Genomic DNA, 20,029 nt, shown 5'->3' with positions numbered 1-20,029 from the left:
CAGGATGGTCACCAGATGCCAACGGTACTCGGTGCGGGTGTTGCCGGACGGCAGCGAAGCGCGTGCCGTCGGCGCTGTTCACGACGGCGATTCCGGCATCTCGCCGAGGGCGGTGACCGCCAGCCGGTGCAGCGTCCGCTGTTCTTCTTCGTCCAGGCGTCCCAGCACGCGGGCGGTGGCCTCGGCGATCAGCTTGTCGGTGCGTTTGCACTGCTTGCGCCCCGCCTCGGTGATCCGCAGCCGGTATTTGCGGCGATCCTTGCCGTCGCGGGTGCGTTCGACCAGTTCGGCGCGTTCCAGTGCGTCGATCAGGCGCACGACTTCACTGCGGTCGATACCGAGCGCGTCGCCCACTTTCTTCTGCGTCAGGTCGGCGTTTTCGGAGATGAAGGTGAGCACCCAATGATCGCGCAACGGGACGTCGATCTCGGCGTGCAGCGCCTTGGTGAGCCGTCCGAGCGCGTACACCGGGTAGCGCGGCAGGCCGCGGACGGAGTTCGTGTTCGTGGACATGAGCGGGAACTCTAGCAAATGGTGGAGGTGCCCAATCATTCGGTTCCTCCATCATGGGGTGTGTAGATGGTTGAGAATTGGGTGTGAGCAGGCAACTCGGGGGCAATCCCGCGTATTCGCGTCGGAGACCGGGTCGGCGTGTCGAACCGGGCGAGGTCGTGTGCGGTCGGCGGCGACTCGGAGCGCGGTCGGCGAAAGGTGGTTGACAGGTCCGGCGGTCGTCTGTCACTCTCGTTTCAGGTCACGAGTACCAGCGTTCAGCCCCGGCTTGCTGGTCGGCAACCCTCCTCCGCGGTGGGGTGCTCCGGGTGACGACCAGGCTGACGTCCGAATTGGGCGCGGCAAGCGCGGGCCACCTCTTTGGAGCGGGTCCCTGAGCCGACGGGATTTCGTCATGACTGCTGTAATCGACCCCACCTGTGCCATCGCCGCCGTTTCCGGTGCCGACCTGCAGGTTCCGCTCGTTCAAGGCGGCACCAGCTCCTACGCCAACTTCGACTACGCCGCGAGTGCGCCGGCATTGAAGCAGGTCACCGACCGGATTTCGCAGTTGCTGCCGTACTACGCCAGCGTGCACCGGGGTGCGGGCTACGCCTCGCGGATCTCGACCGAGTGCTACGAGGCTTCCCGTGGCGCGGTCGCCCGGTTCCTCGACGCCGACGACGACAAGGTCGTCGTGTTCACCCGCAACACCACCGATTCGCTGAACCTGCTGGCCGGATGCGTGCCGGGGGAGACCGTGGTGCTCGATATCGAGCACCACGCCAACTTCCTGCCGTGGACCGCGCACGGTCGCCGGGTGGTACGGGCCGCCGCCACCGTCGAGGAGACGGTTCAGCGAGTCGTCGCCGAGCTGTGCAGCAAGCCCGCCGCGCTGCTCGCGGTGACCGGGGCATCCAATGTCACCGGTGAGGTACTGCCGCTGGAGCGCCTCGCGACCATCGCCCACCTGTGCGGTGCGCGCATCCTCGTCGATGCCGCGCAGCTGGCTCCGCATCGACGGATCTCTTTGCGCGAGAGCGGGATCGACTATCTCGCGTTCTCCGGGCACAAGCTGTACGCCCCGTTCGGTTCGGGTGTGCTCGTCGGCCGACGCGACTGGCTGGACCAGGGTGAGCCCTACCTGGCGGGCGGCGGTGCGGTGCGTAATGTCGGTGTGTCGGAGGTCGAATGGGCTTGCGCACCGCAGCGGCACGAGGCCGGTTCGCCGAATGTGTTGGGCGCGGCCGCTATCGCCGCCGCCTGCGACGCGCTCGCCGCGATCGACCCGACTGAACTCGTTGCCCACGAACGCTTTCTGGCGGACCGTCTTCGCGACGGTTTGTCCGCGATCGCGGGCGTCGACCTGGTCACCATCTGGTCCGACAGCCCCGACTGTGTCGGCATCGTCGCCTTCACCGTCGCAGACCACGCCCCCGGTAAGGTCGCCGCCTACCTCTCCGCCGAACACGCCATCGGCGTGCGCGACGGCCGTTTCTGCGCCCACCCGCTGCTCACCAGCCTCGGCCTCGACGCGGCCCTCCGTGCCAGCATCGGCCTCGGAACCACCGCCGCCGACGTCGACCGCCTGATCGGCGCGGTCTCCACCTTGGTCACCAACGGCCCCACCTGGACCTACGCCGCCACCGACGGCCACTGGAACCCCACCCCCGAAACCCGCCCCCTCACCGCCTCTTCCGCCGAAGGCGCGGCACCCTGCCTGATCGGCTGAATCGTCGGCAGAGCGAGGCCACCCCGAATGTCGGCCGCTGAGAGCTGTTCTCGGCGGCCGATACATCCGAAAAATCGCAGGTTTGAGGCGTTCCCAGCTGGGTAACGCATGTCGAGCCGGTCGCGATGAAGCCCCCGAGATCGCCCGATAATCGAAGGGGACACAGTGACTCGACCGATTCAGCCGCCCGATCCGTGGGCGCGTCCGCCCAGGCAGTCCGAGAAGAAGCGGCGTTGGCCGTTGGTGGCGGGAATCGGAGTTGTCGGCGTACTCGGTCTGTCGGTGGTCGCCGGTCTCAACGACGGCGAACCGACCGCACAAACATCCCCAACCTCCACCCGCGTAGTCGAATCATCAACGACTACAAAGGCTTCGACAACTACCCCGGCACCGACCACCACCGCGTCGAGCGCGCTGACACTCGCGCCGACCACAACGGTCGATCTACCAGTCGCTCCTGCTGTGCCGACCACGACTGTCGCGGCACCTCCGCCGCCCGTTGTTGTCCCCGCGCCGACTACAACAGTCGATATCCCCGCCCCGCGAATCGCGGCGGTGCCAGAGCCGGAAGCGCCTGCGCCTGCCAGCGCCTATTACAAGAATTGTGCTGCTGCCAAAGCCGCAGGCGCGGCCCCGCTCCACACGGGCGACCCCGGCTATCGCTCCGGCTTGGATCGAGATGGCGATGGCGTGGCCTGCGAATAGGGCCCATCAGGTATTTATCGAGTGGATCACGTCATCGCGTGGCCGACGGCAAATGGGTCCGGTCTGAAGCTGACCGGGAAGATGCCGGTCACCCGAAACTCGCTCATGGAGGAAAGCTTTCGATCAGGTATCAGTCGAGATCCGCGTCGAGGGCGTCCCAGGTGATGGTGACATCGAGCGGATCGGTGATCGCGATGGCGGTGGGGCTGTGGGATCGGAAGCGGGTCTCGGTGGAGACGTAGACGCCTGCGGTGTTGAGACGGAGGATTTCGATGGACTTGACGCGGCCGTCGTTGTTCTCCATGCGAACGATCCAGTACTGCTCGATTCCCAGGCGGGCGTATTCCGCTCGTTTGTCCACACAATCGGCGGTAACCGTCGCCGGTGATACCACTTCGACGACCAGCAGGGTGTCGCCTGCTGTCGGCTTGGTTTTCCACTTGTCGCGGGGGTCTTCGATGCAGCGATACACAATGGCGTCGGGGCGACGGAAGTTGAAGGGAACCTCGGAGACCAGCATGTCCAGTTCGCCGCTGGCCTTGAGGCATGGTTGCCCGGTATCGCGCTTCCGGATGGCTTCTCGGAGCGACTGTTTGATTACATCGGCGATGGCGATGTGATTCGGCGAGGGTGAGTCACAGTGCACCAGCAGGCCGTCTTTGACCTCGATCACCCGAGAGAGGTCTTCCGGCAGCGCCAAGTACGTGTCCAGGTCGATGCCCGGAACACCGGCGCGCAACCACGACCAGTCGTATGCCTCGCTCACCGGACCAACACTAGCTGTCGCAGGCTGAGGTAGACGCTCTGATCAGGTGTCGAGTGGGGTGGGGCGGTGGTATTTGCCGTTGTAGTACAGCAGCGGTGCTGCTGAGGGTGACTCTTCGGTTTGGTCGTGGACTCGGGTTACCAGGCCGACGGCGAGGGTGTGGTCGCCCAGGTCGATGAGTTTGTGGAGGGTGGTGCGCAGCCAGATGGGGGTGCCGTGCAGGACTGGTTCGCCGGTGTCGAGGGTGGTCCAGAGGGCGCGGTCGGAGAAGCGGTCGGCTGCGGTGCGGGAGAAGCGGTGGGCCAGGTGTTGTTGGTGTTCGCCGAGGAAATGGATCACCACCGAGTCCGCGGCTCGCAACGCGTCGATGCTCGATGAGGTGTGCGCGATATTGAACGACACCAGGGGCGGTTCCAGTGACAGCGAGGCGAACGAGGTGGCCGTGAAACCCACCGGTCCACTCTCGGCTCCGAGCGTCACCACCGTGACGCCGGCCGGATAGTGCCGCATAGAGCCTCGATACTGCTCGGCCGTTATCCCGCTCAGATCATCGGGAACCACAAGTCCGGCCTCAGAAGGTTGCACATCGCCCACCGCCCCAACTTACGCCCGCCCACCGCGCACCCTCACGTCCACTGTGTCCGTTTGATCCAACTCGCCGGTCGGGATCAGAACCCGAATTCAGTCGATGTCGATCGGCAGGCCCGCTGTGATGCGGACCAGTTCGCGGAAGTTGGTGCGGAACACGGTGTTCGGGTGTCCTCCCGCTGCCCAGACTTCGGGGTGGGCGGCCAGGGCGGTGTCTACCCAGGTGGGGAGGTTGGTGGGGTGGCCGAGGGGGGCCGTGCCGTCGATGGGTTGGCCGGTGATGCGTTCGACCAGGGCCGTGGGGGCGGGGGTGAGGGTGCCTTCGAGGCGTTTGCCGGTGCGGACGAGGTCGACGTGGTGGTGGTCGGCTACCAGCAGCAGGACCGGGTCGTCGTCGAGGAGGAAGACCTGGGCGGTGAGGATCGCGGTGGGATGGACACCCATGGCGCGGGCGGCGTCGGCCGCGGTGAGCGACGGCGTCTCGGGGCAGACGATGACGCCGTGGTGCCCGCGGGCGATGAGAGTTTCCGCGACCCGGCATGCGACCGGCGGCAATGACGACCTGCGCATACACCCAGAGTAGGTCGATTGCGGGAAATGCGCTGTGTTACTTGGAGTTCTGGCGAACTCGAGTTCGCGGCCCCGCCGGTCCCGTCGATCAGGCGCCGTTGCTTGCTCCTTCGTCGCCTACGCAACGGCACCTGATCGACGGGACGGCCGCGAACCCGGCCGCTGCGCGTCCGGCCCCTCCCTAAGGGTCGGGGGTCGGGGCTGAGTGGGCGGCATGTTGGCGTGGTGGCAATAATCGGGGGATGAGTGAATGGAAGGCTTTTACTGTCGAGATCGCCGACAACGTTGCCCAGGTCACGTTGATCGGGCCGGGTAAGGGCAATGCGATGGGACCCGACTTCTGGCGCGAGCTGCCGGAGGTCTTCGCCGAGCTCGATGCCGATCCGCAGGTGCGGGCCGTGGTCGTCACGGGATCGGGCAAGCATTTCTCGTTCGGTCTCGACCTGGCCGCGACGGCGGGAACGCTGGCGCCGGTCTTGGCCGACGACGCGAAGGCAGGGCCGCGCACGGAGTTCCTCAAGGAGGTCCGCCGGATGCAGGCCGCGGTGACGGCGCTGGCCGAGTGCACCAAGCCGGTGATCGCGGCGGTGTCGGGTTGGTGCATCGGCGGTGGCCTCGATCTGATCGCCGCGGCCGATATTCGGCTGGCCAGCGAGGACGCCAAGTTCAGCCTGCGTGAGGCGAAGGTGGCGATCGTCGCCGACATCGGTTCGCTGCAGCGGCTGCCCGGCATCATCGGCGAGGGCAATCTGCGTGAGCTGGCCTTCACCGCCAAGGACATCGACGCGGCACGGGCCGAGCGGATGGGTCTGGTGAACGAGGTGTTCGCCGATCAGGAGGCCGTGCTGGCCGCCGCGCACGCGATGGCGCGCGAGATCGCGGGCAACCCGCCGCTGGTGGTGCAGGGCATCAAGGACGTGCTCGAGCAGCGGACCAGCCCGGCGGTGGCCGACGGCCTGCGTTATGTGTCGACGTGGAACGCGGCGTTCCTGCCGTCGAAGGACCTGCCGGAGGCGATTTCGGCGGTGTTCCAGAAGCGCGCGCCGGAGTTCAAGGGCGAGTAAAGGCAGTTCAAACGGTTGCCCCGGTGACCGTTCTGCCTACATACTTGCATCACACAACTAATTGATTGATGCAAGTAAAGGTAAAAGTGTGAGTGTGAGTGAGAGTGAGCCCGCGATCGACGCGATCGCTGTCCAGCTGGCGCGCCTGCACCGGCTGCGCGACCGGGCGATGGCCCAGATCAAGGATCGCTCGGGGATCGACCCGGCGGGCTTCATGGTGCTGTTCCGGCTGGTGTGTGACGGGCCGATGCGCTCTGGTGCGCTCGCCGAGGCGGTGCATTCGGACGCGTCGACCGTGAGCAGGCAGGTCGCGCAACTGGTGGAGCGTGGCCTGGTGGTCCGCACCGCCGACCCCGACGACGGGCGGGCCACCGTGCTCGAGGTGACCGATCACGGCCACGAGACCGCCGATCGGATCCGGTCACGGCGCCGGAACTCCGTCGCCATCATCACCGAGGACTGGTCGGCCGACGATCGCGCGCTCTTCGCCGGACTGCTGACGCGGTTCGTCGAGGACTACGACGCGGCCCGCCCGGTCCTGCTGACCCAGCCGCCCGCACTGAGCACTACGGAGAACGTTTCGTGACGACAATCGCGGCCCCGGTGGAATCACCGGCAGGCTTCACCCATCGCCAAATCCTGACCATCCTGTCGGGCCTGATGCTCGGCATGCTGCTGGCCTCGCTCGATCAGACGATCGTGTCGACGTCGATTCGCACCATCGCCGACGATCTCGACGGCTATTCGCTGCAGGCCTGGGCCACCACGGCCTACCTGATCACCGCGACGATCAGCACTCCGCTCTACGGCAAGCTCTCGGACATGTTCGGCCGCAAGCCGTTCTTCCTGGCCGCGATCGGTCTGTTCATCGTCGGTTCGCTGCTGTGCACGCTGGCCACTTCGATGTATCAGCTGGCCGCGTTCCGCGCGTTCCAGGGTCTCGGCGCGGGCGGGCTCATGTCGCTGGCGCTGGCCATCATGGGCGACATCATCGGACCCCGCGAGCGTGCCCGCTACCAGGGTTATTTCCTCGCGGTGTTCGGTATTTCGAGTGTGCTCGGCCCGGTGCTCGGCGGTCTGCTGGCCGGACAGGACACCATTCTCGGCATCACCGGCTGGCGCTGGGTGTTCCTGGTGAACGTGCCGTTGGGGCTGCTCGCCCTGGTGGTGGTGACCCGGGTGCTGCACCTGCCGCGCAAGCCACACGCCACCCATCGCATCGACTTCGCGGGCGCGGTGGTGCTCGCGGTCGGACTCGTTCCGCTGCTGATCGTGGCCGAGCAGGGTCGCGAATGGGGTTGGAGTAGTACGTATTCGGTGCTCTGTTACGCGATCGGCGTGATCGGCCTGATCGGGTTCGTGGCGGTCGAGAAGTACATGGGCGACGCGGCGCTGATCCCACTGCGGATCTTCGACAACGTGACGTTCGCCCTCGGCGTGGTGATCTCGTTCGTCGTCGGCGCGGCGATGTTCGGCGGCATGCTGCTGCTGCCGCAGTACCTGCAGGTGGTGCGCGGTGCCGGGCCGACCGAGGCAGGTCTGCAGATGCTGCCGATGGTGCTCGGGCTGATGACCGGTTCGATTCTCTCGGGCCGGCTGATCTCGAAGACCGGGAGCTACCGGGCCTTCCCGGTGATCGGCGCGACCATGCTGACGCTCGGGTTGTTCCTGCTGCATCTGCTCGACGCCGACAGCCCGCTGTGGCTGGCGATGCTGTTCATGGCGGCCACCGGCTTCGGCCTCGGCAACCTGATGCAGCCGCTGACCCTGGCTCTGCAGAACGCGTTGCCGCCCAAGGACATGGGCGTCTCGACCGCGTCGGCGACCTTCTTCCGTCAGATCGGCGGTACCCTCGGCGCCGCGGTGTTCCTGTCGATCCTGTTCTCGCTGCTCACCCCGAACATCACCGAGCAGATGCAGCAGTCGGCGTCCGATCCGACCTATCAGCAGGCTGTGATCGAGGGTGCGCAGAGCACCAACCCGGCCGACGCCGCCCTGGCGAAGGGTCTGCTCGCCCACGACACGTCGGCCGCGGGCAAGGTGCTGCAGGACAGCTCGATCATCCAGCAGCTCGACCCCGAACTGGCCAAGCCGTTCCAGGTGGGCTTCGCCGACTCGATGTCGACGGTGTTCCTCGTCGCGGCCGCGGTGGCCCTGATCGCTCTGCTGCTCGTGCTGTTCTGGAAGGAAGTTCCGCTGCGCATGTCGGGCGGAATCCAGGCCGACGGCGATGTCAAGGCCGCCGAAGGGGTTGGTGCGTTGATCGACACTGCCGCGCAGTCCAGTGCTCCCACCGAAGATCGGCATGGCCCACAGGCGGGCGGTCGCCCGGGGACCGGCACGCCCCCGGCATGATCATCGGGTGAGTCGATTCGGCAGCGGCGGTGTGGTGCGACGGTTACGTCGGCTGCCCGCCGCTGTCGGCTATCTGGCGGTCGGCGGGCTGACCGGGGTCGCCTCGTTGTTCGCGGTGGTCGCGCTGGCGATCGTCGCGGCCGCGAGCCTGATCGGGATCGGCATTCCCGCGTGGCCGGAGGCGGTCAAACTGATCCGGCCACTGCTCGGGGTCGAGCGACGCAGGGCGGGCAAACGGCTCGGCACGCCGATTGTGCCCGCCTATCAGCCGTTGACCGGCGACCTGCGTCATCAGCTCGCGACGCTGGCCGCCGATCCGGCGAATCGGCGTGATCTCGCTTGGCTGGTGCTGCACGCGATCATCGGATTGCCACTGGCCGCGCTGGCGGTGGCGCTGCCGCTGAGTGCGGTGCAGCATCTGGCCGTTTCGAGCTACTGGAGTGCGGGGGGCCGGGGTGCGGTATCGAGCGGCGGCATCGTCATCGATTCCTGGACCGCCGCCGTGGTGAGCGCGGTGATCGGCATCGTCTACGGCGCCCTCGCGCTGCGCGCGCCCGAGGCGGCGACCGCGCAGGCCCGGGTGGCGGCCGCGTTGCTCGCACCGGATGAGAACGCCCTGCTGGCCGATCGGGTCGCCGAACTGACCGCGACCAGGGCCGCCGCGTTGGACGCGCACGGTGCCGAACTGCGCCGCATCGAACGCGATCTGCACGACGGCGCCCAAGCCAGGATCGCGGCGGTGATCATGCAACTGGGGCTGGCCGAGCAATTGCGCGACCGTGATTCCGAGGCCGCCGATCGGATGGTGCGGACCGCCCAGGACACGGCTTCGGCGGCCCTGGCCGAACTCCGCGATGTGGTGCGCAGCGTGTATCCGCCGGTGCTCTCGGATCGGGGTCTGAACAGCGCTGTTTCCGCGCTGGCCGCCCGTAGTCCGATCCCGTGCGTACTCGAGACGAACGGCATCACCCGGCGGCCGATGGCGGTGGAGGCCGCCGCCTATTTCGTGATCGCCGAGGCGATCGCCAATGCGACCAAACACTCCGGCGCCGCCACGCTGTCGATCGAACTGGGTGGGCCGCCCGATCTGCTCACCGTCGAGATCCGCGACGACGGCGTGGGTGGAGCGCGGGTGACCGACGGCGGTGGTCTGGCAGGCATCCGACGCAGGGCTGAGGCGCTCGACGGGCAGATGACGCTGAGCAGCCCCGCCGGTGGGCCTACTGTGGTGCGGGTGGAGTTGCCGTGCGGGTCGTGATCGCCGAGGACGACGCCCTCCTTCGGGAAGGTCTCGCCCTGCTGTTGAAGACGGCCGGAATCGACGTGGTCGCCGCCGTTGACAACGCCGCCGACTTCCTCGCGATCGTCTGCGCCGACCGCCCGGACGCGGTGGTGGTGGACGTGCGTCTCCCGCCCACCTTCACCGATGACGGCCTGCGTGCCGCGGTACACGCCAGGACCGTCCACCCAGGGCTGCCGGTGCTCGTGCTGTCCTCCTATGTGGAGGACAGTTACGCCTCCGAACTGCTCGGAGACGGTGGCGGCGGCGTCGGGTACCTGCTCAAGGAACGGGTCGGCAAGGTCGACCGGTTCCTCGAATCACTGCACCGGGTCGCGGCCGGTGGCACCGCGATGGACCCGGAAGTGATCGCGCAACTCTTGGTTCGCCGCAAGGCCGACGATCCGCTGTCCACGCTGACCGCCCGCGAACGCGAAGTGCTCGCGCTGATGGCCGAAGGGCAGGACAACTCCGCGATCGCGGCACGCCTCGTCGTCACCGAAGGCGCTGTGCTCAAACACATTCGCAGCATCTTCGCCAAGCTCGGGCTCGCCGCCGACGAATCGGGCCACCGCCGGGTTCTCGCCGTACTGGCCTACCTGGACTCGCGGCCCGGATCGTCCTGACAGATCAGGTCGGTGTCGGGCAGCGTGCCGTCGCGGAGATAGGTGTTGACCGTCGTGTCCACGCAGGTGTTCGGATAATTGCCGTAGATCCAGTGCACCGCAACGTCTTCCAAGGTCACCATGCGTGAGCCCGTCATTGCCCGGTGCATGACCTGCGCGCCCGCATGGGTGGTGCGGGTGTCGTCGGTGGACTGGACGATCAGGCTCGGCACCGCATTGCCGATCACGGTCGGCTGCTCGACCGGGGGCGCCCAGAACGCGCACGGCGGGATGTTGTTCGCGAACGCGCCGAACAGTGGTTGATCGGCACGGCTCGCCTCGATATTGCGCCAGTACCAGGCCGGATCACGCGGTACCTCCACATCGCCGCACAGGACAGCCAGCGCAGGTGAGTAGTCGCGTGGCTGCGCGGTGAGCATGAAGGCGAGCGAGGCGGCCAGCGCGGGTTCGGGCTGCACCTCCTTGCCGTCGGCGGCGTCGGCGAGTTGCCGGATCTGACGCGCCAGCAGCGGATAGTTGCGCGGGTCGTCGAGCCCGCGATAGAGCACCATCGGCAGGCTGTGTTCGTCGACGGTGAACTCTCCGATCCGGATCGGCACGTCGTTCGCGCGGCGGACCATGTCCTGCACGGTGAGCCTGACCGCGGAACGATCGGCGCCGAAACGGAACTCGGCGTTGTGCCCGGCCACCCAGTCGGCCCATCGGTCGAACGCCGCCTCGTTGACCGGGCCCATGGCGCGGATCATTCCGACCGATCCGTAGTGCTCGGGGTCGACGGCACTGTCGAGGACGAACCGGTCGCTGCGCTCGGGAAACAGCTGGGAGAAGACCGCGCTGAGGTAGGTGCCGTAGGAGGTGCCGAAGTAGCTGATCCGGTCTTCGCCGAGGGCGGCGCGGATGACGTCCATATCGCGGGCGGTGTTGCGCGTGGTGATGTGGTTGAGCCGAGGCCCCTCGTTCGCCGCGCACAGTGCGGCGAGTTCGGCTTGCTGGGCAACGCTTTCGGCGAAACCGACACCGTCGAGACCGGCGGACTCCAGCCCGAACCCGTGCTGCCAGCGGCAGTTCACCGGAGTGGAGCGGCCGATGCCGCGCGGATCCATGCCGATCAGGTCGTAGCGGTCACGGACGTCGGAGCTCATCCCCTCGCGCACGTCGATCATGAGGTCGAGACCGGGAGCCCCGGGGCCGCCCGGATTGGACAGCAGCACGCCGCGACGTTTCTCCGGGTCCGTGGCGGGGAGCCGGGAAATGGCCACGGTCATCGTTTCCGCCTGTGGCGCCGAGTAATCCACCGGCACCGTCACCTCCGCGCACTGGGCACCTGCCGGATCGAGGCGCGGATCATCGCAGGGCCTCCAGGTGAGCGACTGCTGGCGGAAGCGTTCGAGCGGGTCGATATCGGCCGATGCCGTTGTAGCGCCGAGTAATCCGGCGGCGACCGCGGAAACCGCGACGGCCATGATCGCGCGTCTCACGAGGCGCACACCACGGTGTCGAAGGCCCGCTCGACAACCTCTGCCTGCTCCTTGCTGCTCGGCAGCTCGTTCACGGTGATGGTTATCGCGACGCCGTCGGCGGTGACGCCGGTACGGGTGTCGAAACCGGGGATGCTGCCGCCGTGGGCGACGGTCTTCCTACCGCACGAGGTGGTCTGCTCGACCAGGCCCAAACCGTAACCAGCCGAGGGCATTCGATCGAACGGCACCGTCTGGCGCATCTGTTCCAGTTGCGCCGCGGGCAGCAGCTTGCCGTCCAGCAGGGCGAGGAAGAAGCGGTTCAGATCCGAGCCGGTGGCGATCATCGCACCCGCGGTATCGCCCCAGGAGGGATCGAAATCGGTGAAATCGATACGGGCGCCGTCGATCTGCTGGTAGCCGCGCGGGTGTGGTGCGCGCAGGCCGATGTCGCCGGCGGCGGGAAAGTAGGTGTCGCGCAAGCCGAGTGGCTCGATGATCCTGGTGGTGATCTCGGTGGCGGCGGGGCGGCCGGTGACCTGCTCGATCAGCATGCCGAGCAGGATGTAGTTGGTGTTGGTGTAGACCGAGCGGGCACCGGGTTCGTACTGCGGCGGCATGGTCATCGCGATGGCGACCAGTTCGGCAGGCGAGAAGTGGCGCAGGCGGATGACTTCCGGGTCGGGTGCGATCTGCTGGGTGCCGGGGGCGGCGCGCAGGTTGGGATCACCACCGGCCAGGTAGTCCGGAAGACCGCTGGTGTGCTGGAGCAGTTGGCGCACGGTGATCCGAGCGCCGTCATTGCCGCTGCCTCGGACGACACCGGGTAGGTACCGCTCGACGGGACCGTCGAGGTCGACCTTGCCCTCGGCGACCAACTGCATGACCACGGTCGCGACGAAACTCTTGGTGTTGCTGCCGATTCGGACATACGCGTTGTCGGGAATCGGTGCGCCGGTGGCGATATCGCCGACCCCGGCGGTAGTGGTCTGTTCGCCTGCCGCGTCGGTGATCACGGCCTGGGCGCCGGGGAATCCCGCCTGCACCACCGATTCGAGCGCCTGCCGGATCTCGGGACGATCAGGTTGCGCCGCGGTGGCGCTGTTCTCGGGCCCGCACGCTGTGACGGCGAGTAGTGCGAGCATTCCGGTTCCGGCCGCGAAGGCGCGCAGTGACTTACTCGAAAAAGTGGTGTTGAGCTGCATGATTCGAGCCTATGAACGGGCGGGGGCCGTGCCTATGCCGTGCGCGCCCGAATCGAAGGTGGTGCCAGCACTACCGATCCGAGGGTGGGGTAGGTGAAGCGACCAAGGGGAGAGCGAACCTACCCCTAGGGGTGGCTGTTCGAACCGCCGCGCCGCAATAACTTCGAGAAGTCGGAATTGCCCGCGTCAGGAGAAACAACATGCGCATCAAATCCACTATCGCCGCCGCTCTGCTGGCCGTCGCGACCGTCGCCGGGGTGTCGGCGGTCGGTGCGGGCAGTGCCGCCGCCGCGCCGTATGGGACCTATTACGGCACCTACTACGAGCTCTACCAGTGCCGCGCGGCCGGGGAGGATCCCTACACCGGCGGGTACTACTGGGAGTGCACGGAGACCTGGGACGGCTGGGATCTGTACATCTGGTACTGACACGAAAACGGGAAGTCCGAAACTCTTCGGACTTCCCGTTTTTCGTAGGGCTATCGGCTCAGTGGCCGGATTCCTTCAGCCGGGTGAAGGACTCGTCGATGATCTTCTCGGCCTCGGCGCGACCCAGCCACTCCGAACCCTCGACGTACTTGCCGGGCTCGAGATCCTTGTAGCGCTCGAAGAAGTGCTTGATCGCCGACAGTTCGAACTCCGAGACGTCGCCCAGGTCCTGGACGTGGTCCCAGCGCGGGTCGCCCGCGGGCACGCACAGCACCTTGTCGTCGCCGCCGGCCTCGTCGGTCATCCGGTACACGCCGACCGGGCGGGCCTCGACGATCACGCCGGGGAACACCGACTCGGGCAGCAGCACCAGCGCGTCGAGCGGGTCGCCGTCCTCGCCGAGGGTGTTCTCGATGAAACCGTAGTCGGCCGGGTAGCCCATGGAGGTGTACAGGTACCGGTCGAGCTTGACCCGGCCGCTCTCGTGATCGACCTCGTACTTGTTCCGAGAACCCTTGGGAATCTCGATGGTGACGTCGAACTCCACGCCATCTCCTTGTTCGTTCGGTGCTGGTCTGTGCCGAATCGCCAGATCGTTCTGGGGAACCGTTGCGCAACGAGGATAGTGTGGTGTGCTGGTACACCGGTGCGGCAGGCGGCTGTAGTCGCGCAGTCGAGGCGTGTCGGGCGGCGTTGAGGGAGACACGGGCGTGGTCGGTACAAGCGGCAGCAATCCGGGATCGCAGGTGCAGGGGCGCCGCGGGTCCCGCTGGATCTGGTTGTCGGCGGTGATCGTCGCGCTGTTGGTGATCGCGGGCGGTTTCGCGGCGATCGCACGGCCGTGGACGCCGGAATTCCGGCACGGCGGGCTCACAGTGGCGCCCCCGCCGGACACGGGTCAGGTGTTTCCCGAGGTGGCGCCCGCGCGATCGGACGCGCCCGCGCCGACGGCGGCGGGAATCGCCGCGGCGCTCGCTCCGGTGGTCGGGAACCCTGATCTCGGTGCGTTCGCGGGTCAGGTGACCGATCCGAGCAGCGGAGCGGTGCTGTGGAGTCAGGACCCGACCAAGGCGATGATTCCGTCTTCGACGGCGAAGATCATGCTGGTCGCGGCCGCGTTGCTGACGTTGCCCGATGATCAGCGGGTGGCCACGAAGGTGCTCGCCGGTGCGCCCGGCGAGCTGGTGCTGGTGGCCGGCGGGGATCCGACGCTGACCACCCGCGCCACCGGTGGTTACTACACCGACGGCGCGCGGATCTCGGATCTGGCCGCGCAGGTGCGGGCCGCGGGGACGCAGGCGAAGGCGATCGTGGTCGACACCTCCGCCTACACGGGTCCGACGATGGCTTCGGGCTGGGATCCGGTCGACATTCCGGAAGGGTCGATCGCGCCGATCGAACCGATCATGCTCGACGGGGGCAGGTTCGATCCTTCGGCCGACTATTCCCCGCGCACCGCGAACCCCGCGCTCGACGCGGGTCGGGCGCTGGCCGCCGAGCTCGGTATCGATCCGGGCGCCGTGCGGGTCGGTCCGGCCGCGCAGAGCGGGGTCCAGCTGGCGAAGGTCGAATCGGCGCCGCTGCGAGTTCGGCTGCACGACATGATGATTCATTCCGACAATGTGCTGGCCGAGACCATCGGACGTGAGCTGGCGGTGGCGTCGGGGCAGGCGGCGTCCTTCACCGGTGCTGTGGCGGCCACCTCGGCGGCCCTGACCGCGGCCGGGTTCGATGTCACAGGGCTGCATTTGGCCGACAACAGCGGACTTTCCGTGGATGACCGGGTAACGCCGAAGCTGCTCGATTCGATCATCGCCACCGCCGCCGAGCCGACCGGCGCCGCGGCGGTAGCGCCTGCCGGAACACAGGCCAAGCCCGAAAACGACCCGCGCGCAGCGGCTCTCGCGCCGATGCTCGACTACCTGCCCGTCGCGGGCGGCACCGGCACGCTCGCACCGCGCTTCGTCACCCAGAACCGGCAGGGCGCGGGGTGGGTGCGGGCCAAGACCGGAACTCTGAGTGTGGCCAGCGCGTTGGTCGGATATGTACTCGACCGCGACGGCCGGGTGCTCACCTTCGCACTCATGTCGAACGACCGGTTGCCGGAGCTCAGCAGGCCGGCGCTCGACGCGGTGGCGGGTGCCCTGCGCAACTGCGGATGCTCGTAGAGAACGGGTGGTTTATGACCGACAAGACCGAGCGCAAGAGTTCCAGCTTCAGCGGAGCGGTGGACTGGCCGTTGGCCGCGCGGACCGGGGCGCTGCTGGCGCCCTCCGGGCCCCGCGCGTCCAGGGCCACGGCCGAACAGGTCGTCGCCGAGTTGGCGTCGGCCTCGGTGCTGGCGGAACTGCCGGTCCGTGAGGTCAGTGGGTTGCTCGACGATCGGCCGGTACCCGAGGCGCGGATCGTCGACCGGCCGGGCTGGATCGCCGCGGCCGCCGATTCGATGGCGGTGCTCACCGGCACCGAATCCACGGACGGCGGCAAGTTCGTCGGGAAGCCCGCGGGCGTCCAGGCCGGGACCATGCTGGCGTTCTTGTCCACCGCGATTCTCGGGCAGTACGACCCGTTCACCGGCGAGGACGGCACATTGCTGCTGGTCGCGCCCAATATTCTCGGCGTCGAGCGGGCGCTGGGTGTCGATCCGAGCGACTTCCGGTTGTGGGTGTGCCTGCACGAGGTGACGCATCGGGTGCAGTTCTCGTCGGCGCCCTGGTTGGCCGGGTATATGCGCACCAACGTCGACATCTTGAGTGAGGTCGGCGAGGAACCGATGAGCGAGCTGCTCACCCGGTTGGTCGGCGAGGTGCGGTCGCGGCGCAACGGTGACAACGCCGACGATCCGAACAGTCGTGGCGTGGTCGGGCTGTTGCGTGCGGCCCAGGCGCCGCCGCAGCGCGAGGCGCTGGATCGGCTGTTGATGCTCGGCACGCTGCTCGAGGGGCACGCGGATCATGTGATGGACGCCGTCGGGCCCGCGGTGGTGCCCACTGTCGCCGACATCCGGGCGGCCTTCGATCGGCGCAGGCAGCGGCCGTCGAATCCGGTTCAGCGGCTGCTGCGGGCGCTGCTCGGGGTGGACGCGAAGGTCGCGCAGTACGTACGGGGCAAGAAGTTCGTCGACGCCGTGGTCGAACGGGTGGGGATCGCGGAGTTCAACACGGTGTGGACGAACGCGGACACACTGCCGTTGCTGGACGAGGTCGACGAGCCCGAGCGGTGGATTCGCCGGGTGCTGGGGTAGATGAAGGAACCGGGCGGTATCCGGCTGCCGGAGACGGCGGCGGTGCTCGCCGTGCGGCGGGGAGTGCGGGAGTGGGTGGTCGCGCAGGGCGGGCGCAGGCCTGTGGTCGTCGGGTTGTCGGGCGGGGCCGATTCGCTGGCCTTGGTGGCCGCCGCTGTCGTCGAGGCCGGTGAAGTGACGGCCGTCGTGGTCGATCATCGGTTACAGGACGGTTCGGCGGAGGTCGCTGAGCGGGCCGCTGAGCGGGCGCTCGCGCTCGGGTGTGCGGCGGCGGTGGTCGTTCCGGTCGAGGTGGGGCGCGAGGGTGGGGTAGAGGCGGCCGCGCGCGCGGCTCGGTACGAGGCGCTGGAGTCGGTGCGGGCGGGGCGGCCGGTATTGCTCGGGCACACGCTCGATGATCAGGCCGAGACCGTGTTGCTCGGGCTGGCGCGCGGGTCCGGCGGGCGGTCGATTCAGGGGATGGTGGCGTGGAAGCCCCCGTGGGGGCGGCCGTTGCTCGGGGTGCGGCGGGCCCAGACGGTGCGGATGTGTGCCGATCTGGAGATCGAACCGTGGGACGACCCGCACAACGCGGACCTCAGATACACGCGAGTGCGAGTCCGCAACGAAGTGCTCCCGCTGCTCGAACAGGTGCTCGGTGGTGGCGTGGCCAAGGCGCTGGTTCGCACCGCCGATCAACTCCGGGAGGACGGGGCGGTCCTCGATGTCTACGCCGACGAGCTGCTGCGGACGGCGCGCTCGCACGGCAGTGGCACCGGCGACAACGATCGACCCACTGTCTCGATCGAGATCCTGGCCACTGCGCCGCCCGCGCTGCGTCGCCGGGCCGTGCGCGCCTGGCTCGCCGATCAAGGCGTCACCGGGCTCATGAATGCGCATTTACAGGCGATCGACGAGTTGGTGAGCAACTGGCGCGGGCAGGGCGGGGTGGCCGTGGGAGGCGGGCCGAGGGGCCACAGGTTGGTCGTGACGCGCGAACATGGCACGCTGGCGGTGCGAGCACAGCCGCGCATTTGATGCCACGAAGGGACACCCACTTCCGTGTACGGAGACGACATCGCATCGGTGCTGATCACCGAAGACGAGATCAAAGCCAAGATCGAGGAACTGGCCGAACTCGTCGCCAAGCGATACCCGCCCGATTCCCCCGAAGGTGACCTCCTGCTGATCTGCGTCCTCAAGGGCGCGATCTTCTTCATGACCGACTTCGCCAGGGCGCTGTCGATTCCCACCCAGCTCGAATTCATGGCCGTGTCGTCTTACGGTTCGTCCACCTCGTCCTCGGGCGTCGTGCGCATCATGAAGGACCTGGACAAGGACATCGCGGGCCGCAACGTCCTGATCGTCGAGGACATCATCGACTCGGGTCTGACCCTGTCCTGGCTCAAGCGCAACCTGTCCACCCGCAACCCGGCTTCGCTGGAAGTAGTCACCCTGCTCCGCAAGCCCGACGCCCTGCGCACCCCCGTCGACGTTGCCCACGTGGGCTTCGACATCCCCAACGAATTCGTCGTCGGCTACGGCCTCGACTACGCCGAGCGCTACCGCGACCTGCCTTACATCGGCACCCTTAACCCAGCCGTGTACTCCTAGTTCTGACCGGGGGATCGACGACTCTGATCAGTGCCCGGATATCGGCTTCGATCGCGCGGAACAGCACGTACGAGCCGATGAAGGCGACGACGCTGCCGAGATAGACCGCGCGCAGCGAGACCAGGGTCGGCAGCAGATCCTCGGTGGGGAGCAAGGTGATGGCGACCATCGCGATCAGCGGGATGGACGCGGCCACCGCCAGGTACCAGCCGCAGCGCTGCAGGAGTCCGCGCAGCGTTGCGGCATCGGTGTGGAACAGGTGGCCCTGCTGGAGGAAGATCGGGTAGACGCAGCGGACCATGTAAAAGGTGATGAGGAAGAACGCGTAGGTCACCGCGACCGCGCAACCGATGGCGTTCGACGTCAGGAATTGCACCGTGGTCCGGGCCTCCAATTCGCCGGTGCTCGCCTTCACCGTGGCGGGCAGAATCGCGGCTGCGGTGATCCAGAACAGCAGTGCGACAACAGCTGCCCGGTCACCCAGGAGTAGCGACTGCCTTCCGGCCCGGCCCAACTCATCGGTACTCACGCGCCGTCCCGCCCGCAAGGCGCGCGGGATGAGGATCGCGTGGCGGGACAGGAAGACCAGCATCACCGTGCCGAGCGCGAACGAGATCACGTTGGTGACCACCGAGACGATGTGCAGCGCCTCGCGAGCGGCGGGCTCGAGCCGCTGCACCAGCAGGCCGGAGTTCTGCCAGGTCTTGTATCGCACGGCGAGCGCGTTGGGCACCGCGATCGCCAGTGCCATCAGCACAACCATGAAGGGCCGCAGGCGAATTCGATAGGAACCAGCGGGTGGGTCGACCAGGTTTCTGCTGCGCGGGTCGAGGCACAGATCGAACTGTTCGGCGAGCACGGTGCCATCGGGCCAGCGGTTTGTTCGTTCGGGTTCCAAGCAGCGCAGCAACACTCGACGCAGTGCGGGTGGGCAGTCCGGCGGGAGTTGTCGCAGCGCGGAATTGCTCACACCCGCGCTCCGTGCGGCGAGCATCGCCTCGAGTCTGGTTTGATCGCCCCAGGCGGGGTCGTCGGCGCCGGTGTCGTCGAATGGTTTTGTGCCGGTGAGCAATTCCCACAACAGCACGCCCAGCGAGAAGAGATCGGAGCGAGCTTCGAGGTCGGCGGCGCTGCGGTCGTGGCCGGGGTGGCTGGCCTCCAGCTGTTCGGGCGACATGTACGCCAGCGACCCGCCGAAATACGAGAGCGGGCTGGTACCCGCGTTCTCGCTGAAGCTGATGTTGAAATCTGCGAGCTTGGGCACACCCTCGGCCGTGAGCAGGACGTTCGCCGGCTTCACATCACGGTGGAGCACACCCCGGTCAGCCGCGTGATCCAGCGCCGCGGCCAGCCGTCGACCCAGCCAGGCCACGGTGTCGGGCCAGCTGAGGGCGGCGATCTCGCGGCGCACGCTCGAATCCGCGGGACGGATTTCGCCCTTCTCCGTCATCGCCGCGTCGATCGCGTCGAGCAGGAGTCGGCCGCTGCGTTCGGCGGGTGGGGTCGCGCGGACCCAGCGCAGCAGGCCGAGCAGGGTGCCGCCGGGCAGGAATTGCATGTACAGCAGGCGCAGGCGGGGTGAGCCGTCGTCGGGCGGATCTAGCACCAGCTGGTCGAAGACTCGCACGATGTAGTCGTGGTCGAGCTGGGCCAGGGTTTGTGGCTCGGTGCCGCTGTCGGCGGAGATCTTCACCGCGACCAAGCGCTGCATCGAGCGTTGCCGGGCGAGGAAGACCCGGGCGAACGCCCCTGAACCGAGCTCGGTGAGCAGCTCGAAGTCGCCTACTCGCGCGCCCACCTCGAACCGGTCGAGCCCGCGACGAACGGTGGGGTGCATGGTGGCGGTGCGGTCGAGCGAGGGGCGGGTCGCCTCGGTGATCACTGTCGAGCTCACGACGGGGGATACGGACGCGGGCGCGCGGAAG

General features: G+C 67.6%; 20 protein-coding genes and 1 riboswitch. Of the genes, 12 read left to right on the top strand and 8 right to left on the bottom strand.

What is annotated here, in order from left to right:
* Positions 1 to 78: 78 nt before the first annotated feature.
* Positions 79 to 513: a MarR family winged helix-turn-helix transcriptional regulator gene (locus ASD42_RS21005; RefSeq protein WP_056819089.1), complete on the bottom strand. Its 435-nt coding sequence runs from the start codon at positions 511 to 513 to the stop codon at positions 79 to 81.
* A gap of 239 nt (positions 514 to 752) precedes the next feature.
* A riboswitch (SAM riboswitch) is annotated at positions 753 to 867 on the top strand.
* Positions 868 to 907: 40 nt separating this feature from the next.
* On the opposite strand from ASD42_RS21005, the gene ASD42_RS21000 reads away from it, so the two are divergent.
* Together ASD42_RS21000 and ASD42_RS35740 are read left to right on the top strand one after the other, a co-directional pair.
* Positions 908 to 2,224 (top strand): aminotransferase class V-fold PLP-dependent enzyme, encoded by a 1,317-nt coding sequence (locus ASD42_RS21000; protein WP_056819087.1) that lies wholly within the window; start codon positions 908 to 910, stop codon positions 2,222 to 2,224.
* 165 nt (positions 2,225 to 2,389) lie between these two features.
* On the top strand, positions 2,390 to 2,929 hold the full coding sequence (locus ASD42_RS35740) for an excalibur calcium-binding domain-containing protein (protein ID WP_084787215.1): 540 nt from the start codon (positions 2,390 to 2,392) through the stop codon (positions 2,927 to 2,929).
* Between the two features lie 130 nt (positions 2,930 to 3,059).
* Here ASD42_RS35740 and ASD42_RS20995 read toward each other — a convergent pair whose 3' ends face one another.
* The 3 genes from ASD42_RS20995 to ASD42_RS20985 form a co-directional block, all read right to left on the bottom strand.
* The gene (locus tag ASD42_RS20995) at positions 3,060 to 3,695 is read right to left on the bottom strand and encodes a Uma2 family endonuclease (RefSeq protein WP_056819085.1); all 636 of its coding nucleotides are present in this window, start codon (positions 3,693 to 3,695) and stop codon (positions 3,060 to 3,062) included.
* A 42-nt stretch (positions 3,696 to 3,737) separates the two neighbouring features.
* Positions 3,738 to 4,205 carry a flavin reductase family protein gene (locus ASD42_RS20990; protein WP_235569731.1) on the bottom strand — a complete coding sequence of 156 codons (468 nt, stop codon included), beginning with the start codon at positions 4,203 to 4,205 and terminating at the stop codon, positions 3,738 to 3,740.
* 171 nt (positions 4,206 to 4,376) lie between these two features.
* Complete coding sequence (locus ASD42_RS20985) at positions 4,377 to 4,853, bottom strand: YbaK/EbsC family protein (RefSeq protein WP_056819083.1); 477 nt, start codon at positions 4,851 to 4,853, stop codon at positions 4,377 to 4,379.
* A gap of 242 nt (positions 4,854 to 5,095) precedes the next feature.
* Between ASD42_RS20985 and ASD42_RS20980 the strand changes: the two genes are divergently transcribed.
* The 5 genes from ASD42_RS20980 (at position 5,096) to ASD42_RS20960 (ending at position 10,177) form a co-directional block, all read left to right on the top strand.
* Complete coding sequence (locus tag ASD42_RS20980) at positions 5,096 to 5,917, top strand: crotonase/enoyl-CoA hydratase family protein (protein ID WP_056819081.1); 822 nt, start codon at positions 5,096 to 5,098, stop codon at positions 5,915 to 5,917.
* Between the two features lie 94 nt (positions 5,918 to 6,011).
* The gene (locus ASD42_RS20975; RefSeq protein WP_056819078.1) at positions 6,012 to 6,503 is read left to right on the top strand and encodes a MarR family winged helix-turn-helix transcriptional regulator; all 492 of its coding nucleotides are present in this window, start codon (positions 6,012 to 6,014) and stop codon (positions 6,501 to 6,503) included.
* A 5-nt stretch (positions 6,504 to 6,508) separates the two neighbouring features.
* Positions 6,509 to 8,272 (top strand): MDR family MFS transporter, encoded by a 1,764-nt coding sequence (locus ASD42_RS20970; protein WP_082843653.1) that lies wholly within the window; start codon positions 6,509 to 6,511, stop codon positions 8,270 to 8,272.
* 7 nt (positions 8,273 to 8,279) lie between these two features.
* Entirely contained in the window at positions 8,280 to 9,530 is a 1,251-nt protein-coding gene (locus ASD42_RS20965) for a sensor histidine kinase (protein ID WP_156677516.1), read from the top strand.
* Positions 9,518 to 10,177, top strand: a complete 660-nt coding sequence (locus tag ASD42_RS20960) for a response regulator transcription factor (RefSeq protein WP_056819074.1) — start codon at positions 9,518 to 9,520, stop codon at positions 10,175 to 10,177. The genes ASD42_RS20965 and ASD42_RS20960 overlap by 13 nt, the downstream gene beginning before the upstream one ends.
* On the opposite strand, the gene ASD42_RS20955 is transcribed toward ASD42_RS20960, so the two are convergent.
* Both ASD42_RS20955 and ASD42_RS20950 read right to left on the bottom strand, forming a co-directional pair.
* Complete coding sequence (locus ASD42_RS20955; protein ID WP_235569730.1) at positions 10,147 to 11,655, bottom strand: alpha/beta hydrolase; 1,509 nt, start codon at positions 11,653 to 11,655, stop codon at positions 10,147 to 10,149. The two genes, ASD42_RS20960 and ASD42_RS20955, sit on opposite strands and share 31 nt — an antisense overlap.
* Positions 11,652 to 12,839 (bottom strand): serine hydrolase domain-containing protein, encoded by a 1,188-nt coding sequence (locus ASD42_RS20950; protein WP_235569729.1) that lies wholly within the window; start codon positions 12,837 to 12,839, stop codon positions 11,652 to 11,654. The genes ASD42_RS20955 and ASD42_RS20950 overlap by 4 nt, the downstream gene beginning before the upstream one ends.
* A gap of 200 nt (positions 12,840 to 13,039) precedes the next feature.
* Between ASD42_RS20950 and ASD42_RS20945 the strand changes: the two genes are divergently transcribed.
* The gene (locus ASD42_RS20945) at positions 13,040 to 13,267 is read left to right on the top strand and encodes a hypothetical protein (protein WP_056819071.1); all 228 of its coding nucleotides are present in this window, start codon (positions 13,040 to 13,042) and stop codon (positions 13,265 to 13,267) included.
* Positions 13,268 to 13,325: 58 nt separating this feature from the next.
* On the opposite strand, the gene ASD42_RS20940 is transcribed toward ASD42_RS20945, so the two are convergent.
* Positions 13,326 to 13,814: an inorganic diphosphatase gene (locus ASD42_RS20940; RefSeq protein ID WP_056819069.1), complete on the bottom strand. Its 489-nt coding sequence runs from the start codon at positions 13,812 to 13,814 to the stop codon at positions 13,326 to 13,328.
* 163 nt (positions 13,815 to 13,977) lie between these two features.
* On the opposite strand from ASD42_RS20940, the gene dacB reads away from it, so the two are divergent.
* From dacB to hpt, 4 genes are read left to right on the top strand one after another with little or no spacing between them, the layout of a single operon-like run.
* Positions 13,978 to 15,435 (top strand): D-alanyl-D-alanine carboxypeptidase/D-alanyl-D-alanine endopeptidase, encoded by a 1,458-nt coding sequence (gene dacB / locus ASD42_RS20935; protein ID WP_056819067.1) that lies wholly within the window; start codon positions 13,978 to 13,980, stop codon positions 15,433 to 15,435.
* A gap of 14 nt (positions 15,436 to 15,449) precedes the next feature.
* Complete coding sequence (locus ASD42_RS20930) at positions 15,450 to 16,511, top strand: zinc-dependent metalloprotease (RefSeq protein WP_056819065.1); 1,062 nt, start codon at positions 15,450 to 15,452, stop codon at positions 16,509 to 16,511.
* On the top strand, positions 16,512 to 17,528 hold the full coding sequence (gene tilS, locus ASD42_RS20925) for a tRNA lysidine(34) synthetase TilS (RefSeq protein ID WP_056819063.1): 1,017 nt from the start codon (positions 16,512 to 16,514) through the stop codon (positions 17,526 to 17,528).
* A gap of 24 nt (positions 17,529 to 17,552) precedes the next feature.
* Positions 17,553 to 18,104 carry a hypoxanthine phosphoribosyltransferase gene (hpt, locus tag ASD42_RS20920; RefSeq protein ID WP_056819061.1) on the top strand — a complete coding sequence of 184 codons (552 nt, stop codon included), beginning with the start codon at positions 17,553 to 17,555 and terminating at the stop codon, positions 18,102 to 18,104.
* On the opposite strand, the gene ASD42_RS20915 is transcribed toward hpt, so the two are convergent.
* Positions 18,082 to 19,998 (bottom strand): serine/threonine-protein kinase, encoded by a 1,917-nt coding sequence (locus ASD42_RS20915; protein ID WP_235569728.1) that lies wholly within the window; start codon positions 19,996 to 19,998, stop codon positions 18,082 to 18,084. The genes hpt and ASD42_RS20915 overlap by 23 nt on opposite strands.
* Positions 19,999 to 20,029: the final 31 nt, after the last annotated feature.

This window comes from Nocardia sp. Root136 (genome assembly GCF_001427185.1).
Taxonomy (GTDB): Bacteria; Actinomycetota; Actinomycetes; order Mycobacteriales; family Mycobacteriaceae; genus Nocardia; species Nocardia salmonicida.
Note: the sequence above shows the minus strand (reverse complement) of the source record. Positions and strands in the feature narration are given on the sequence as shown.